Origin of the sequence: uncultured Litoreibacter sp. (assembly GCF_947501785.1) — a bacterium.
In the GTDB taxonomy this organism is placed as follows: domain Bacteria; phylum Pseudomonadota; class Alphaproteobacteria; order Rhodobacterales; family Rhodobacteraceae; genus Litoreibacter.
Genome location: NZ_CANMXB010000001.1, coordinates 777,120 through 793,774, shown reverse-complemented (window position 1 = coordinate 793,774; position 16,655 = coordinate 777,120). Strand labels below are relative to the sequence as shown.

Genomic DNA, 16,655 nt, shown 5'->3' with positions numbered 1-16,655 from the left:
TCTAACGTATTGAAACAGCCCGGGGTTTTATGCTCCGGGCTGTTTTGCAAAGGGGCAATGCGCGATGATCGAAGTACACGATCTGCACAAGCATTTCGGCGGCTTTCATGCCGTAGACGGGGCAACGCTGAAGATCGAGACCGGGTCAATCACCGGGTTGATCGGACCTAACGGCGCAGGAAAAACGACGCTATTCAATGCAGTAGCGGGAGTTCTTAAACCGACTTCCGGCCGGGTGACCATGGATGGCGAGGACATCACCGGCCTGCCGCCGCACGAACTGTTCGGCAAAGGCCTGCTGCGTACTTTCCAGATTGCCCATGAATTTACCACGATGACCTTGCGCGAGAACCTGATGATGGTCCCTGGCGGGCAGTCAGGCGAAAAGCTGTGGAACACATGGTTTGGCCGCAAACGCATCGCGGATGAAGAACGCGCCCTTGCCGCCAAGGCGGATGAGGTGCTGGAATTCCTGACCATCGACCACATCAGCGACGAGCGTGCGGGCAATATCTCCGGCGGGCAGAAGAAGTTGCTGGAGCTGGGCCGCACCATGATGGTCGACGCCAAGATCGTGTTTCTGGACGAGGTCGGCGCAGGCGTGAACCGCACGCTTCTGAACACCATTGGCGACGCCATCATCCGGCTCAACAAGGAACGTGGCTACACGTTCTGCGTCATTGAACATGACATGGATTTCATCGGTCGCCTCTGCGACCCCGTCATCTGCATGGCAGAAGGCAAGGTGTTGGCCCAAGGCACGCTGGACGAGATCAAGGCCAATGAGCAAGTGATCGAGGCCTATCTGGGTACCGGTTTGAAGAACAAGGCGAAGGCAGAAGCATGAGCGAGCCATTCCTGATCGGTGACACCATGTCCGGCGGCTACGGCTCTGGCCCGGATATCTTGCATGACTGCACCATTGCGGTTGATGAAGGCGAGATTGCCGTCATCGTCGGCCCCAACGGCGCGGGCAAGTCGACCGCCATGAAGGCGGTCTTCGGCATGCTGGACGTGCGCCAGGGCGCGGTGCGGTTGTTTGGCGAAGACATCACAAAGCTGACGCCGCAGGCCCGGGTCGCCAAGGGGATGGCCTTTGTGCCGCAAACATCGAACATCTTCACTTCGATGACCGTGGAAGAAAACCTCGAGATGGGCGCATTCCTACGCCGCGACGACATACAGAAGACCATCGAACAGGTCTTTGATCTGTTCCCGATCCTGCGCGAAAAGCGTGCACAGGCGGCGGGCGAGCTGTCCGGCGGGCAACGCCAACAGGTCGCCGTGGGCCGGGCATTGATGACGCAACCCAAAGTGTTGATGCTGGATGAGCCGACGGCGGGTGTCTCCCCCATTGTGATGGACGAGCTGTTTGACCGCATCATCGAGGTGGCACGCACCGGCATTTCCATCCTGATGGTCGAACAAAACGCCCGCCAAGCGCTGGAGATTGCCGACAAGGGCTATGTGCTGGTGCAGGGCCGCAACCGATTTACCGATACCGGACAGGCGTTGTTGAACGACCCCGAGGTCCGCAAATCGTTTCTGGGGGGTTAGGCGCAATGGATTTCCTAAACGCACTCGTCGCTTTTGCAAATTTCGTCTTCGTCCCGGGTTTTGCCTACGGCGCGCAGCTCGCATTGGGCGCTTTGGGCGTGACCCTGGTCTACGGTATCTTGCGGTTTTCAAACTTCGCGCATGGCGACACGATGGCCATTGGCACCATGTTCGTGATCCTGATCACGTGGGGCTTTCAGGGGATGGGCATCAGCTTCGGCCCGCTTCCGACCGCCCTGCTCGCCCTGCCTTTCGGCATCGTGCTGACCGGGCTGGTGCTGCTGGGCACCGACCGCGTGGTTTATCGGTTTTACCGAAAAACGCGGGTGAAGCCGGTGGTGCTGGTGATGGTCAGCCTTGGCGTCATGTTCATCATGAACGGGCTGACGCGGTTCATCATCGGGCCGGGCGACCAACGCTTTGCCGATGGGGAGCGGTTCCTGATCTCCGCGCGCGACTTCAAGGCGATGACCGGCTTGAAAGAAGGCCTGGCGATCAAAACGACGCAAGGCATCACGGTGGTCACGGCAGTGATCGTGGTCGCAATCCTGTTCTGGTTTCTCAACAAGACGCGCACCGGTAAGTCGATGCGGGCGTTCTCTGACAACGAGGATCTGGCGCTGCTGTCAGGCATCAACCCAGAGCGGGTGGTGATGTACACTTGGCTGATCGTGGCAGCCTTGGCGACCATTGCGGGCACGCTTTACGGGTTGGACAAGTCGTTCAAGCCGTTCACCTATTTCCAGTTGCTGCTGCCGATCTTCGCCTCCGCCATTGTTGGCGGCTTGGGCAACCCGGTTGGTGCAATCGCGGGCGGGTTCCTGATCGCCTTCTCGGAAGTCACCGTCACCTACGCATGGAAAAAGGTGGCCAATTACGCGCTGCCGGAAAGCTTGGCGCCAGACGGTTTGGCGCAGCTTCTTAGCACGGATTACAAGCTGGCAGTGTCCTTCGTGATCCTGATCATCGTGCTGCTGTTCAAACCCACAGGTCTGTTTAAGGGGCAATCGGTATGAAGATGCGCGACGTTTTGCTGTTTGTGTTTGTGGCCTGTCTGATCATCGGCACCGGCTTTGTGCAGTCGTGGAACTCGGCTTTGCTGATCCTGAACATGGGGCTGATCTCGGCCATCATGGCGTTGGGGGTCAACATCCAATGGGGCTATGCGGGGCTGTTCAATGTGGGCGTGATGGGGTTTGTCGCCTTGGGCGGCTTGGCCGCCGTGATTGTGTCGATGCCCCCCACCGCCGAGGCATGGTCTGCCGGTGGGATACGCGTGATCCTTGGGCTCATTCTCGGAGCCGCAACCATGGTGGCCGCCATCTTGATGTGGGGCCGCATGGCCCCGGGCCGAACGCGCGGTTTTGCGATGTTTGGCTTGCTGGCGGTGGGATTCTTCCTGTTCCGTTTCGTCTTTGACGGCGGCGTCGACGCGGTTGAAGCCGTGAACCCGGCGGCGACGGGCTATCTGGGCGGGCTGAACCTGCCGATCATGATCTCCTGGCCCGTGGGCGGATTGCTGGCCGCAGGGGCCGCGTGGGTCATTGGCAAAACCGCGCTGGGCCTGCGGTCCGACTATCTGGCGATTGCGACACTGGGCATCGCGGAAATCATTATCATCTCCCTCAAAAACGAGGACTGGCTCGCGCGCGGCGTGAAAAACGTCGTTGGGCTGGACCGCCCCGTGGTGGTGCCCTACGAGATTGACCTGCAAAACAGCCCGTCCTTCGTCGAAAGCGCCGCCGGTTTCGGGCTGGATGCGACCACCGCATCGACGCTCTATGTCAAAGGCATCTACGCCTTGCTCTTCACGGTCGTCTTGCTGCTGCTCCTGTGGCTGGCACAGACCGCGTGGAACTCCCCATGGGGCCGGATGTTGCGCGCCATCCGCGACAACGAAGTCGCAGCAGAGGCGATGGGCAAGGACGTCACCAAGCGCCACCTGCAGGTGTTCATCCTCGGTTCAGCCGTCTGCGGCATGGCGGGCGCGATGATGACCACGCTGGACGGCCAGCTGACGCCGGGCACCTATCAGCCCTTGCGCTACACCTTCCTGATCTGGGTGATGGTGATCGTAGGCGGCTCGGGCAACAATTTTGGTGCGGTGTTGGGCGGCTTTCTGGTCTGGTTCCTGTGGGTTCAAGTTGAACCGATGGGGCTGGCTTTGATGAACATCATCACAGCGGGCATGGCCGACGGGTCGGCGCTGAAAGACCACCTTTTGGACAGCGCCGCCCATATGCGCCTGCTGACGATGGGACTTGTGCTGCTGTTGGTGCTAAGGTTCAGCCCAAGGGGGCTGATCCCCGAACGCTAAAGGAGGCGACCGATGTCCCTAATTGCAATGATCCTAGTGGCACTGATCGCGGTTCTGCATCTCTACATCCTTTGGTTTGAGATGTTCGCATGGGAATCCCGCGGCCCAAAGGTGTTCCGCAGCTTTCCCAAGGACCTGTTCGCGCCGACCAAGGCAATGGCCGCCAATCAGGGCCTCTACAATGGCTTTCTGGCGGCGGGGCTGATCTGGTCGCTGCTCATCGGCAATGCCGACTGGAAGGTGAATGTCGCGACCTTCTTCCTGTTCTGCGTTGCCGTCGCGGGGGCCTACGGCGCCGCAACGGCGTCGCGCAGCATACTCTATGTGCAAACCGTTCCCGCCGTGTTGGCCTTGTTGGCGGTCTACCTGACCTAGGCGCGCAGCCTTTCGCCCTTCGGATCGAATGGCGGTTCTGCCAATACAACGCCGCGATGCGGCTTGCCCAGGATCATGACATCGACCTCCGCGCCCGCGTCCACGCCTTTCAGGAAACCCAGCGCCAGTGATTTGCCGACGGTGTAGCCATAGGTGCCGGAACTGACCCGGCCCACAGGGGTGCCGTCAGGCAGGAAGATCGGCTCGCCGCCAGAGGCGTCGGCTTGATCAACCTCCAACACGTCGATGACATGCAGTGTCTCACGCGGGGCGTTGTCTTTAAGCGCGACATAGGCCGCCTTGTTCAGAAAGTCCTTCTCCAGCTTTATCAGCTGGTCCAACCCGACTTCCTGCGGCCAGTACTCAGGCGAATACTCCCGGCTCCACGACCCGTAGCCTTTTTCAACCCTAAGCGACATCAATGCGCGCGATCCGACCGGGCCCGCGCCAAACGCCTTGCCGGCCTCTATCAGCGCCTCATAAAGCCGCTGCTGGTCTTCGGTATTGCAATGCAATTCCCACCCCAGATCGCCGGTAAAGGACACCCGCAGCGCCACCAGATCGACGCCGGCCAAGGTGATCTTCTGCGACCGCATGAAAGGGAACGCCTCGGTGCTTAGATCGGCATTGGTCAGCCGTTCCAGAAGCGCCCGGCTTTCGGGACCGGCGACGTTGAAGCCGCATATGGCTTCGGTCTTGCTTTCGAATGTCACGGTATCGGGCCGCGCGACGGCGTTGAAGAAGCGCAGATGATAGCGTTCCGCCAAGCCGGAGCCGATGATGAGGAACTCCTCGTCATCCAGCTTGGTCACCGTGAAATCGCCCGCAATCCCGCCGCGCACGCCGATCAATGGCGTCAGGCAGGACCGGCCAACCGCTTTTGGCATGTTGTTGGCAAAAACGGCGTTCAGCCACTCTGCGGCCCCTGCCCCTGTGACGGAGTATTTCGCAAAGTTGGAGATATCGATAATCCCGGCCTTGTCGCGCAGCATGTGGCATTCGGCCCCCACTGGCTCAAACCAGTTCTGGCGCGTGAACCCGTTTGTATCGACAGTTCCGGGCGTGTCGGAGAACCACAGCGGGTGCTCCCACCCGTAGTTCAACCCGAATACCGCGCCCATGGCCTTTTGCGCTTCGTAGATCGGTCTGACCCGCGCCGGGCGGCCCGCACTGCGTTCCTCATTTGGAAAATGGATCGAGAACCGGTTGGCATATTGGTCGCCCACGCGGGCCTTGGTAAATTTCTTGTCCGCCCACGCCCCGAACCGCGCCATGTCCCATGGGAACATGTCGAGATGCGGCTCGCCGGTGACGATCCATTCCGCAGTCAACGATCCAAGCCCGCCGGATTGTGAGAAGCCGGGGATGATCCCATTGCAGCAGAAATATCCTTTCAACTCCGGCACTGGCCCAAACAACGCGTTGCTATCGGGGGACCAGATCATCGGGCCGTTGATCACGCGCTTGATCCCGGCGCTGCCCACAACTGGCACGCGGTCAATGGCGCGCATCATGTTGGGCTCGATCCGCTCAAGATCATCAGCAAACAGCTCATGTCCGAAGCCTTGCGGGGTGCCGTCCTCGGCCCAAAACCGCAGGTCTTTTTCGTAGGCGCCGACCAGCAGTCCCAGCCCTTCCTGGCGCAGGTAATACTCCCCGTCGCGATCCGCCACGGATGGCAACCGCCGGTCCATGTCCGCAATCTCGCTGATTGTTTCTGTCACAAAATACTGGTGCTCGGTCGGCTGCAACGGCAGGTCGACGGCCGCCATTGCGGCCACTTCGCGCCCCCACAATCCAGCCGCGTTCACCACCACGGGGGTCACGATGTCGCCCTTCGGCGTCTTCACCACCCACGTGCCATCGGATTGTTGGTCCGTCGCGGTCACGGGCGTGAAGCGGTAAATTTCGGCCCCGTTCTGCCGGGCACCAGACGCGTAGGCATTGGTCACCCCCGACGGGTCCACATTGCCGCCCGAAGGCTCGTACATGATGCAGCGGATGCCGTCGTAATCGACCAGCGGGTGCAGCCGTTCGGCCTCGGCGCGGTCCACCTCGTAGAAGTTCAGCCCGTAATACTTGGCCTTCGCCGCCTGAAGGCGCAGCTGATGCTCGCGCGCTTCGGTCTGCGCCAGATACAGGGACCCGGGCTGGAACACGCCGCAGCTTTGCCCGGTCTCCGCTTCCAGCGCATTGTACAGATCCATCGTGTAATTCTGGATGCGGGTGATGTTGTTGTTGTCATGCAGCCCGTGAATATTGGCCGCCGCGTGCCATGTGGACCCTGATGTCAGCTCGTCGCGTTCCAGCAAAACCACATCCGTCCAACCCAGCTTGGTCAAATGATAGAGGATCGAGCAGCCTATTACACCGCCCCCGATAACGACTGCTTGTGCGTGGGTTTTCATGGCGGCATCCTTGCGTGAGCTGACCCACTTACCCTGCCCGCCAGCCGCGCGATTCTTTTGCCGCACCGCGACATTTCCTGTCGCAGTGATACAAGTCACCCGATCTACGCTGCGCGAGCATGGCCCAAAGCAACACAAGGACCCACCATGCAAACCACCACCAGAGTAGCCGTGATCGGCGGCGGCGTCGTCGGATGTTCGGTGCTGTATCACCTCACCAAACTCGGCTGGTCCGACGTAATGCTGATCGAACGTTCAGAGCTGACCTCAGGGTCAACATGGCACGCCGCTGGCGGATTCCACACATTGAATGGTGACACCAACATGGCCGCGCTGCAGGGCTACACCATCCGGCTTTACAAGGAGCTGGAGGAGATCACCGGCATGTCCTGCGGCCTGCACCACGTCGGCGGCGTAACGCTAGCTGACAACAAGGACCGGTTCGACATGCTGGTCGCGGAGCGCGCCAAGCACCGCTACATGGGACTAGAGACGGAAATCGTCTCCCCCGAAGAGATCGCCAAGATCGCGCCGGTGACCAATACGGACGGCATCATCGGCGGGCTCTATGATCCGCTGGATGGTCACCTTGACCCCTCCGGCACGACCCACGCCTATGCCAAGGCCGCCCGCATGGGCGGGGCCACGATCGAAACCCATTGCATGGTGCGCGAGACCAATCAACGCGCGGATGGCACATGGGATGTGGTGACGGACAAGGGCACGATCCATGCCGACCATATCGTCAATGCGGGCGGGCTGTGGGCGCGCGAAGTCGGCGCCATGGCGGGCGTCTACCTGCCGCTGCATCCGATGGAGCACCAGTATCTGGTGACCGAGGACGTGCCGGAAATTTACGAACGCGATGCGGAGCATCCGCATGTGATGGATCCGGCGGGCGAAAGCTATCTGCGCCAGGAAGGGCGCGGGCTGTGTATCGGATTCTACGAACAACCCTGCGAGCCTTGGGCCGTAGATGGCACCCCGTGGGATTTCGGGCATGAGTTGCTGCCGGACAATCTCGACAAGATCGAGGCTTCGGTTGAATTCGCCTATAAACGCTTCCCGGCCCTCGAACGCGCGGGCATCAAATCGGTTATCCACGGGCCGTTCACCTTCGCGCCCGACGGCAATCCGCTGGTTGGCCCGGTGCCCGGCCTGCGCAACTACTGGTCGGCCTGCGGCGTGATGGCAGGCTTCAGCCAAGGCGGCGGCGTGGGCTTGATGCTGGCGCAATGGATGATTGAGGGCGAGACCGAACGCGACACATTCGCCATGGACGTCGCCCGTTTCGGTCAGTGGATCAGCCCCGGCTACACGCGGCCCAAAGTGGTTGAGAATTACCAACGCCGCTTTTCAGTCTCCTATCCGAACGAGGAATTGCCTGCCGCACGCCCACATGCGACGACGCCGATGTATGACATCTTCTCTGATCTGGGCGCGGTTTGGGGCCAGCAATACGGGTTGGAGGTCGCCAACTACTTCGCCCAAGGTGACGAGCCAAAATTCGAGACGCCAAGCTTCCGCCGTTCAAACGCCTTCGCCGCAACTGCGCGAGAGGTGCATGCCGTGCGCCACGCCGCCGGGATCAACGAGGTCCAAAACTTCGGCAAATACCGCGTCACTGGCCCGCAGGCGCGCGATTGGCTGAATGTGATCATGGCCGGGCGGGTTCCGGGCGAAGGCCGGCTGTCGCTGACCCCAATGCTCTCGCCCAAGGGACGGCTGATCGGGGATTTCACCATCTCCTGCCTCGGCCCGGAGGAATTCCAGCTGACCGCCAGCTATGGCAGTCAGGACTTCCACATGCGCTGGTTTGACCAACATGAGGAACGCGGCGTATCGGTCGAAAACATCTCGGATAGGTTGACCGGCTTCCAAATCGCAGGCCCCAGGTCGCGCGACATCCTGCAGGCCTGCACCCGCGCCGACCTGTCAGACATTCGCTTCATGGATGTCCGCGTCATCACCGTGGGCCAAGTGGCCTGCACCGTGCAACGGGTCAGTTATACAGGCGATTTGGGGTTCGAGATATATTGCGACCCCATGCACCAACGCGCGCTCTGGTCGGTGCTGCATGATGCGGGCACACCGCATGGCCTAACCCCTTTCGGCATGCGCGCCATGATGAGCCTACGGCTCGACAAATTCTTCGGCTCATGGCTGTCGGAATTTTCGCCCGACTACACTGCGGCCGAGACAGGAATGGATCGCTTCATCTCGTTCAAGAAGAACGCAGACTTCATCGGCCGCAACGTCGCAGAGGCAGAGCGTGCCTCGCCCCCCGCCCGCACGCTCTGCGCGTTTGAGGTTGATGCCAGAGACGGGGATGTCTCAGCATATGAACCGATTTTCATTGGCGGCAAAGTCGTAGGGTTCTGCACGTCAGGCGGCTATTCGCATTACGCCAAAAAGTCGGTCGCCCTTGGGTTTGTCCCGACGGAACAGGCCAAACCCGGCCTCAAAGTTCAGATCGAAATTCTGGGCGAGCTGTGCAATGCCACGCTAATCACCAAACCGCTCTTCGATGCGGACGGGTCAAGGATGCGCGGCTAGAGCTTCATCTTGGCCCAAATATGCCCGCCGGAGGCGTCGGCCGGCGGGACAATGGTCACTCCATCTCTTCGACGATCACCAGATCCCGCTCTGACGCATCCCGCGCAAAGGACAGCGCTTCCTGATACGCATCCGAGTGGTAGCAATCATGCGCCGCTTGCAGGCTTGGGAAGCGCGCCACCACATTGCGGGCGCGGTCATTGCCCTCAAGTTGTTCGTAGCTGCCGTTGCGCACGATGAACTTGCCGCCAAATTGCGGGATCACCTCCGTCGCAATGGCTGCGTATTTCATGTAGCTGTCCGCATCCGTCACTTTGACATGCGCGATCCACAATGCTGATGGCATAGCCTATCCTCCGATTATCTTCTCTGCCGCCGCAATCGCAGCGTCTGAATTTGACGCGTCCGCGCCGCCGCCCTGCGCCATGTCAGGTCGACCGCCGCCACCCTTGCCGCCTAGTTCCGCAACGGCCGCGCGCACCAGATCGACGGCCGACAATTTCCCGGTTAGATCTTCGGTGACACCCGCCGCCACGGCGGCCTTGCCACCCGCATCCGCGATCAGCAAAACGGCGCCGGACCCAAGCCGGGCCTTGTGTTCATCCACCAACGCGGGCAGGTCCTTGCCGCTGACGCCGTCCAGCTTGGTTGCAAAGAAGGCCACGCCGCTGACATCCTTGTCGGAATGCGCAGCACTGCCGCCGCCCATGGCAAGTTCGCGGCGCAATTGCGCCACTTCGTTTTGTAGCGATTTGCGTTCGTCCTGCAGCGCCTTAACGCGGTCGGCAACTTCTTCAGGCCGGGCTTTCAGTCCCAAGGCAACCGCCGCCAACCGGTGGTCTTGCGCGCGCAGGTAATCCATCGCTGCCTGCCCTGTCAGCGCCTCGATCCGGCGCACGCCGGAGGAAGATGCGCTATCGCCAAGCGTCACAAACGCCCCGATATCACCGGTCTGGCGCACATGGGTGCCGCCGCACAATTCTAGCGAATAGGTCTGCCCGTCAGCCCCCTTGCCAGTGTTGGCCTGCCCCATGGAGACAACCCTGACTTCGTCGCCATATTTCTCGCCGAATAGCGCCTGCGCGCCGATCTCGCGGGCGTCATCCGGGGTCATGATACGTGTCTCAACGGGGGAGTTCTGGCGGATATAGGCGTTCACCTCGCGCTCAACCCCCGCAAGTTCGTCCAGAGAAAGGGCCTTGGAGTGGCTGAAGTCAAACCGCAGCCTGTCCGGCGCATTCAAAGAGCCACGCTGCGCCACATGGTCCCCAAGCGCGCCGCGCAAAGCTTCATGCAGCAAGTGCGTGGCCGAGTGATTTGCCCGGATCGCGGTCCGGTGCGCATGATCGACGCTCATCTCGACGCCCATGCCGACTTCCAGCGCGCCCTCGGTCACATCCGCAAAATGGATGAACACATCAGCCACCTTCCGGGTATCCGTGATCCGCGCCGTCGCGTTACCGGCTTTCAATGTGCCTTGGTCACCAACCTGTCCGCCGCTTTCGGCATAAAACGGCGTCTGGTTCAGCACCACCTGCACGCTGTCGCCTTTTTCCGCCTTGTCAGCGGGCGCACCGTCCTTGACCAACGCGATAACCTGCGCTTCCGCCACTTCGGTGTCGTAGCCCAGGAAATCTGTTGCGCCATGCGCGTCGGCGATGTCGAACCAGACCGAGGCATCCGCTGCCTCGCCCGTCCCCGCCCAAGACGCGCGCGCCTTGGCTTTCTGCTCTTCCATCGCTTCGTCGAATCCGGCCGTGTCCACGCCACGCCCCTTTTCGCGCAACGCGTCCTGGGTCAGGTCCAGCGGGAAACCGAACGTGTCATACAGCTTGAACGCTGCACGGCCCGGCAGATCTTCGCCCTCTGCCAACCCGCCCAATTCGTCGTCCAGCAGCTTCAACCCGCGATCCAGCGTCTCGCGGAACCGCGTCTCCTCCGCCCGCAAGGTTTCCTCAATGAGGGGCTGCGCCTGGCGCAATTCGGGATAGGCCGCACCCATCTGATTGACCAGCTCCGGCACCAAACGGTGCATGACCGGGTCCTTGGCCCCCAGCAAATGCGCATGGCGCATCGCGCGCCGCATGATCCGGCGCAGCACATATCCTCGCCCATCCTTGGACGGCAGCACACCATCAGAGATTAGAAAAGAGGTCGACCGCAGGTGGTCCGCGATCACCCGGTGATGCACGTTTTGGTCGCCATAAGGATCGACGCCGGTCGCGTGGGCCGAGGCTTCGATCAATGCTTTGAACAGGTCGGTGTCGTAATTGTCATGGCTGCCTTGCATCAGGGCAGCGATCCGCTCCAACCCCATGCCGGTGTCAATGCTCTGCATATCCAGCGCGCGCATGGACCCATCTTCGAACTGCTCGTTCTGCATGAAAACGATGTTCCAGATCTCAATGAACCGGTCGCCATCTTCCTCAGGGCTGCCGGGCGGCCCACCCCAAATATGATCACCATGATCATAGAAAATCTCAGTGCATGGCCCACATGGCCCTGTGGGGCCCATCTGCCAAAAGTTGTCAGAGGTCGCGATGCGAATGATCCGCTCTTCCGGCACGCCCAGCTTCTTCCAAATCTCAAACGCCTCGTCATCGGTATGGTAAACGGTCACCCAAAGCCGGTCCTTGTCGATGCCAAAATCCTGCGTGATCAGGTTCCACGCAAACGGGATCGCCTCTTCCTTGAAGTAGTCGCCAAAGCTGAAATTCCCCAGCATCTCAAAGAACGTATGATGCCGGGCGGTGTAGCCCACATTGTCCAGGTCATTGTGCTTGCCGCCTGCCCGCACACATTTCTGCGCCGTGGTCGCGCGCTTGTAGTCGCGGGTCTCCACGCCGGTAAAGAGGTTCTTGAACTGCACCATTCCCGAGTTGGCAAACATCAGCGTCGGGTCGTTGCGCGGCACCAGAGGGCTGGAGGGTTGAACCGAATGGCCCTGCTTCTCAAAGTAGTCGAGGAAAGTTGACCGGATGTCGTTAAGGCTTTGCATGTGTCGTCCGTTCGGGCGGTAAAGGAGGTTTTTGCTGGTGTATCCCCGCGCTGGGGCGCTGTCCACAGTCGAGCCTGTAAAACGCGAAAAGGGCGGCTCCAGCAGCCGCCCTTCCCGAGATATTCTCAACCTGTCTGGATCAGATCGGGGGCTTTCAGGAGTGCCCGTCTCCGACTGAATTACTCAGCTAGCGCATCGCCGTCGTCATCCAGCACATCCGCGTCCGGTTCATTTTGCGGCATCTCAAAGTCCAGCCCGTGCGCGGCACGTATCTTGTCTTCAATCTCCAACGCATATTGCGTGTTTTCCTTCAGGAAGGTCTTGGCGTTCTCACGCCCCTGCCCGATCCGCTCATCGCCATAGCTGAACCACGCGCCGGATTTGTCAACGACGCCGGCCTTTACGCCAAGATCAAGCAATTCGCCCATTTTCGAGATGCCTTCGCCATACATGATGTCAAACTCAACCTGCTTGAATGGCGGGGCGACCTTGTTCTTCACAACCTTGACGCGGGTTGCATTGCCCACCACTTCATCGCGGTCCTTGATCGCGCCAATGCGGCGAATATCAAGACGTACGGAGGAGTAGAATTTCAACGCATTGCCGCCGGTCGTCGTCTCCGGGGAGCCAAACATGACGCCAATCTTCATCCGGATTTGGTTGATGAAGATAACCATGCAGTTGGAGCGCGAAATCGAGCCGGTGAGCTTTCGCATGGCCTGGCTCATCAGGCGGGCATGCACACCGACGGAACTGTCGCCCATATCGCCTTCCAGCTCGGATTTCGGCGTCAACGCCGCAACTGAGTCGACCACAATCATGTTGACCGCGCCGGAGCGTACCAGCGTGTCGACAATCTCCAACGCCTGCTCGCCTGTGTCAGGTTGAGAGATCAACAGCTCATCCAGATCAACGCCAAGCTTCTTGGCATATTGCGGATCAAGCGCGTGCTCGGCATCGACAAAGGCACAGACGCCGCCCTTTTTCTGCTCTTCCGCAACGGTGTGCAGTGTCAGCGTCGTTTTGCCGGAACTCTCCGGCCCATAAATTTCGACGATCCGCCCTTTTGGCAAGCCGCCAATACCCAGCGCAATATCAAGCCCCAGCGAACCAGTCGACGTTGCCTCGATCTCTTGGATAGCGTTGCCGTCGCCCAGCTTCATGATCGAGCCTTTGCCAAACTGGCGTTCGATCTGTGCGAGCGCGGAATCAAGCGCCTTTTGTTTGTTTGTGTCTTCTTTGCTCATGCTCAAAAGTTCTGCTGTTGCCATGTCTTCGACCCTTATTCCATGCCGCCATTCTGGGGGCAATCAGTGCGTTTGTTCGCTTCTTGTTCTCGTTCTTATGAGACCAAAAGTGGAACATATCAAGATATTTCTGCAGCCCACTTTTCGTATGCACGGTTAAAGTTTAGTTGATGTTGAACAAAATTATTCAATTAGGGGCCGCTCGCAGGCCGGACCGACAGGCAACATCATGATGATTTTCTACAACGAGCGGCTGGCTTACCTGGCGGTGCCCAAGACCGGAACCAGCGCTGTCGAACGGGCGTTGCATCGTCGGGCGTCACTGGTGCTGCGCGATCCTCCGGGCATGAAACATACCAATGCGCGCGGCTATGAGAGGCGCTTTCGCAGCATGTTTGAACGGGAGGAAATGCCGCCTATTCAGACAGTTGCGGTCATGCGTCATCCGTTGGATTGGTTGGGCAGCTGGTACCGCTACAGGCAGCGCCCCGCGCTGGACGGGCATATCAACAGCACCAAGGGGATCAGTTTCGATGTCTTTGTCGAGGCCTACCTCGCCGACCAGCAGCCGCCGCATGCTCAGGTGGGCTCGCAGGGGCGCTTTGTGACGGACGAAAGCGAAGAGCTGCTGGTCAACCACCTGTTCCAATACGAAGACCTGGCGCCATTTCTGACGTTCATGCAGAAACGCCTCGGAGCAAGTATCGAGTTGAAGACGGTCAACAAATCGCCGAATCGCGAGCTGACACTGTCATCCGATCTGGAGCGGGCACTTCGTGACCGCCTTGCGCTCGACTATCAGATCCACGAGGCCTTGGGCAGCGGCCCCCTGTCGCTTGGATGAGGGGCCACATCGCGGCGGGTGACCTACGCCGCCAAATCCGCCAGTTGCCCGCGCACCGTGGCTGTCAATTCATTGAGTGAAAACGGCTTGGGCAGGAAGATCGAGTTCGGGATGTCGGACTGGTCCTGATTGAAATTTTCTTCGGCATAGCCTGACACGAAGACGACTTTCATATCCGGGCGATCCTCGCGCGCCTTCTTGACCCAGCTCGGCCCATCAAGGCCGGGCATCACCACGTCCGTGACGACAATATCGACGTTAAGATCAGTATCGCTCAGCACGGTGAGCGCCTCTTCTCCTGAATCGGCCTCCAACACCTGGAAGCCGCGCAATTTCAGCGCTCTGCTCGCGAAGGCACGGACTGGTGCTTCATCTTCAACCAACAACACAACGCCGTCTACAGGTCCGATATCTACCGCGACGGGTGATGGGCGTTTGGCTTCCTCCGCAACCGTCGGGCGGTCGTAGGTGGGGAAGAAGATCGTAAATTCGGTACCTTTTCCTTCCGCACTATCGACGAAAATGAACCCGCCCGATTGCTTGATGATGCCATAGGCGGTTGAGAGCCCCAGGCCGGTCCCTTCACCAACGCCTTTCGTGGTAAAGAACGGCTCGAATATCTTTGTCAGTTTCTCTTTCGGGATGCCGTTGCCATCATCGCGCACCTTGACGACCACATAGTCACCACGAGGAACCACTGCTCTGTCGCGGCTCAGGTCGGTCTGCAGCTTGGCATTGCGCGTCTCGATCGTAATCTCGCCGCCGTTCCCACCCATGGCGTCGCGGGCATTGACCACCAGGTTCATGATCACCTGTTCCATCTGGCGTCTGTCGGCGCGCACAGACATCAGCTGCGGGTCATGTGTCAGGTTGAGGGTAATTTGGGCCCCCACAAGACGGTTAAGGAGATGCGCAAGATCGGACAGCGTGTCTCGCATATCCAACACCTCAAGCTGCAAATTCTGTTTGCGCGAAAAGGCCAGTAGTTGACCCACAAGGGAGGCGGCACGGTTGGCATTCTGGTTGATCTGCTCAAGATCACCATAGTCCATGTCGCCGGGATCATGCCGCAACATCAATAGATCGCAGTGGCCCGAAATTGCCGTCAGCAGGTTGTTGAAATCATGCGCCACGCCTCCGGCGAGCTGGCCAATGGCCTGCATTTTCTGGCTTTGTACAAATTGAGCTTCGAGAGATTTCAGCTCGGTCGCATCGGTGACCATCGCGACAAGCGTCACCTGCCCGTCTTCGATCACGCGGCCGAGGCTGATTTGCAGATATGTTTCTTCTTCTCCGGCCTGGGCGCGTAGAATTTCCGGCTGGTGCAGCGCCCGACCTTCGGCAGCGTCGGCCAACCAATCTGTGATCGGACGGCCCAAACCGCCGACAAGATCCGATAACATTTGCCCGGGCTTTTCTTCCAGTTCCAACAACCCACGTGCCAGCTTGTTGGCGTCCTCCACCCGGCCATCGGCTTTGATCCGCAAAAGCGCCACCGGAAAATCTTCAAGCAAATCCAGGTTGCTGCCCTTCTGGGGCACCGTCTCATTCGGGATCGGCGCAAGGAAATATTCTGACCGTCCGCCGCTGCCCGGCACGATGATCACCTGCACGCCAATGTCGCCGTCTTTTGATTTCAGCAGATGCCGTTCGCCGCTGACTTTCGGCACGTCGACGAACAGTCGGTCGAGCGCCTTGACGCGCTCACCCGCGATGACGCGCATGGCTTCGTTCATATAGAGGATTGTTCCCGTCCCGCTGACGGTCATCATTGGCAAGCTGATCTTGTCAGCACCGCGCCCGACAGCGGAGCGTTCACTGCTTTCCTCAATGGCCCATAAGAACCGGTCGCCGGTCAATTTGTGCACACCGACATGAAATCTGGCGCGCCGGGTTACAATATCTTCCTGCGCGGCGTTTAGCCTGGCGGCCTTGGCCTGCAGCCTAAAGATGATTGCATTGGGGTTGGGGAATTGTTTGCCAATGATTTTTTCGAGAACCGGCCCGCCGCCATCCCCAAAGACGCGGCGCGCGGCGGCGTTGCGTTTCAGCACCTCGCCGGTGGAGGCCGTTACGAAAACACTTCGTTCGTCATGAAAGATCAAATCGCTGAGTTCTGAACGCGCCGGTGCCTGCGCCTTTCGGCCCCTGCGCAAGGTGATAAGAAACGCGATCGCCGCCAGAACCAACCCGACCCCTGCCACGGCGAATGATTGCTGCGCATCAGGGACCAACACGCCGGCGAACAAGACCGCGACGGCGGCCCAGCTGACGATGCTGCCATTGGCGAATATACGTCCTGTCCTGGTCAAATCACTGTCCGGGTCCGCTGCTTGAGCCACGCCGGAGCCTC

At 59.9% G+C, this 16,655-nt stretch carries 12 protein-coding genes; 7 read left to right on the top strand and 5 right to left on the bottom strand.

Annotated elements, in window-relative coordinates:
• Positions 1–64 precede the first annotated feature (64 nt).
• The 5 genes from Q0899_RS03985 to Q0899_RS03965 are packed head-to-tail and all read left to right on the top strand — an operon-like array spanning position 65 to position 4,249.
• Positions 65–847, top strand: coding sequence for an ABC transporter ATP-binding protein (locus tag Q0899_RS03985; RefSeq protein ID WP_298357718.1), 783 nt, complete (start codon positions 65–67; stop codon positions 845–847).
• A complete protein-coding gene (locus Q0899_RS03980; protein ID WP_299191147.1) occupies positions 844–1,557 on the top strand; it encodes an ABC transporter ATP-binding protein in 714 nt (237 codons plus the stop codon). The genes Q0899_RS03985 and Q0899_RS03980 overlap by 4 nt, the downstream gene beginning before the upstream one ends.
• 5 nt (positions 1,558–1,562) lie before the next feature.
• On the top strand, positions 1,563–2,573 hold the full coding sequence (locus Q0899_RS03975; RefSeq protein ID WP_298291348.1) for a branched-chain amino acid ABC transporter permease: 1,011 nt from the start codon (positions 1,563–1,565) through the stop codon (positions 2,571–2,573).
• Entirely contained in the window at positions 2,564–3,874 is a 1,311-nt protein-coding gene (locus Q0899_RS03970; RefSeq protein WP_298293281.1) for a branched-chain amino acid ABC transporter permease, read from the top strand. Before Q0899_RS03975 ends, Q0899_RS03970 begins: the two co-directional genes overlap by 10 nt.
• A gap of 12 nt (positions 3,875–3,886) precedes the next feature.
• Entirely contained in the window at positions 3,887–4,249 is a 363-nt protein-coding gene (locus Q0899_RS03965) for a DUF1304 domain-containing protein (RefSeq protein ID WP_298291350.1), read from the top strand.
• Here Q0899_RS03965 and Q0899_RS03960 read toward each other — a convergent pair.
• A complete protein-coding gene (locus Q0899_RS03960) occupies positions 4,246–6,657 on the bottom strand; it encodes an FAD-dependent oxidoreductase (protein ID WP_299191146.1) in 2,412 nt (803 codons plus the stop codon). The genes Q0899_RS03965 and Q0899_RS03960 overlap by 4 nt on opposite strands.
• A 147-nt stretch (positions 6,658–6,804) precedes the next feature.
• Between Q0899_RS03960 and Q0899_RS03955 the strand changes: the two genes are divergently transcribed.
• Complete coding sequence (locus tag Q0899_RS03955; protein ID WP_299191145.1) at positions 6,805–9,213, top strand: FAD-dependent oxidoreductase; 2,409 nt, start codon at positions 6,805–6,807, stop codon at positions 9,211–9,213.
• A 55-nt stretch (positions 9,214–9,268) separates the two neighbouring features.
• Here the strand turns inward: Q0899_RS03955 and Q0899_RS03950 are convergent, their stop codons facing one another.
• The 3 genes from Q0899_RS03950 to recA form a co-directional block, all read right to left on the bottom strand.
• Entirely contained in the window at positions 9,269–9,559 is a 291-nt protein-coding gene (locus Q0899_RS03950) for a DUF1330 domain-containing protein (protein ID WP_298291357.1), read from the bottom strand.
• Positions 9,560–9,562: 3 nt separating this feature from the next.
• Positions 9,563–12,211 (bottom strand): alanine--tRNA ligase, encoded by a 2,649-nt coding sequence (gene alaS, locus Q0899_RS03945; protein ID WP_299191144.1) that lies wholly within the window; start codon positions 12,209–12,211, stop codon positions 9,563–9,565.
• A 179-nt stretch (positions 12,212–12,390) separates the two neighbouring features.
• On the bottom strand, positions 12,391–13,482 hold the full coding sequence (gene recA, locus Q0899_RS03940) for a recombinase RecA (protein WP_299191143.1): 1,092 nt from the start codon (positions 13,480–13,482) through the stop codon (positions 12,391–12,393).
• Positions 13,483–13,687: 205 nt separating this feature from the next.
• Between recA and Q0899_RS03935 the strand changes: the two genes are divergently transcribed.
• Complete coding sequence (locus Q0899_RS03935; protein ID WP_298357736.1) at positions 13,688–14,302, top strand: gamma-glutamyl kinase; 615 nt, start codon at positions 13,688–13,690, stop codon at positions 14,300–14,302.
• 23 nt (positions 14,303–14,325) lie between these two features.
• Here Q0899_RS03935 and Q0899_RS03930 read toward each other — a convergent pair whose 3' ends face one another.
• Positions 14,326–16,644 carry an ATP-binding protein gene (locus tag Q0899_RS03930; RefSeq protein ID WP_299191142.1) on the bottom strand — a complete coding sequence of 773 codons (2,319 nt, stop codon included), beginning with the start codon at positions 16,642–16,644 and terminating at the stop codon, positions 14,326–14,328.
• Between the last annotated feature and the right edge of the window lie 11 nt (positions 16,645–16,655).

Excerpts from the sequence above, each read along its gene's own strand:
- Q0899_RS03975 (WP_298291348.1), top strand. The coding sequence starts at position 1,563 with ATGGATTTCCTAAACGCACTCGTCGCTTTTGCAAATTTCGTCTTCGTC.
- Q0899_RS03950 (WP_298291357.1), bottom strand. The coding sequence starts at position 9,559 with ATGCCATCAGCATTGTGGATCGCGCATGTCAAAGTGACGGATGCGGAC.
- recA (WP_299191143.1), bottom strand. The coding sequence starts at position 13,482 with ATGGCAACAGCAGAACTTTTGAGCATGAGCAAAGAAGACACAAACAAA.
- Q0899_RS03985 (WP_298357718.1), top strand. The coding sequence starts at position 65 with ATGATCGAAGTACACGATCTGCACAAGCATTTCGGCGGCTTTCATGCC.
- Q0899_RS03955 (WP_299191145.1), top strand. The coding sequence starts at position 6,805 with ATGCAAACCACCACCAGAGTAGCCGTGATCGGCGGCGGCGTCGTCGGA.
- Q0899_RS03960 (WP_299191146.1), bottom strand. The coding sequence starts at position 6,657 with ATGAAAACCCACGCACAAGCAGTCGTTATCGGGGGCGGTGTAATAGGC.
- Q0899_RS03965 (WP_298291350.1), top strand. The coding sequence starts at position 3,887 with ATGTCCCTAATTGCAATGATCCTAGTGGCACTGATCGCGGTTCTGCAT.
- alaS (WP_299191144.1), bottom strand. The coding sequence starts at position 12,211 with ATGCAAAGCCTTAACGACATCCGGTCAACTTTCCTCGACTACTTTGAG.
- Q0899_RS03935 (WP_298357736.1), top strand. The coding sequence starts at position 13,688 with ATGATGATTTTCTACAACGAGCGGCTGGCTTACCTGGCGGTGCCCAAG.
- Q0899_RS03980 (WP_299191147.1), top strand. The coding sequence starts at position 844 with ATGAGCGAGCCATTCCTGATCGGTGACACCATGTCCGGCGGCTACGGC.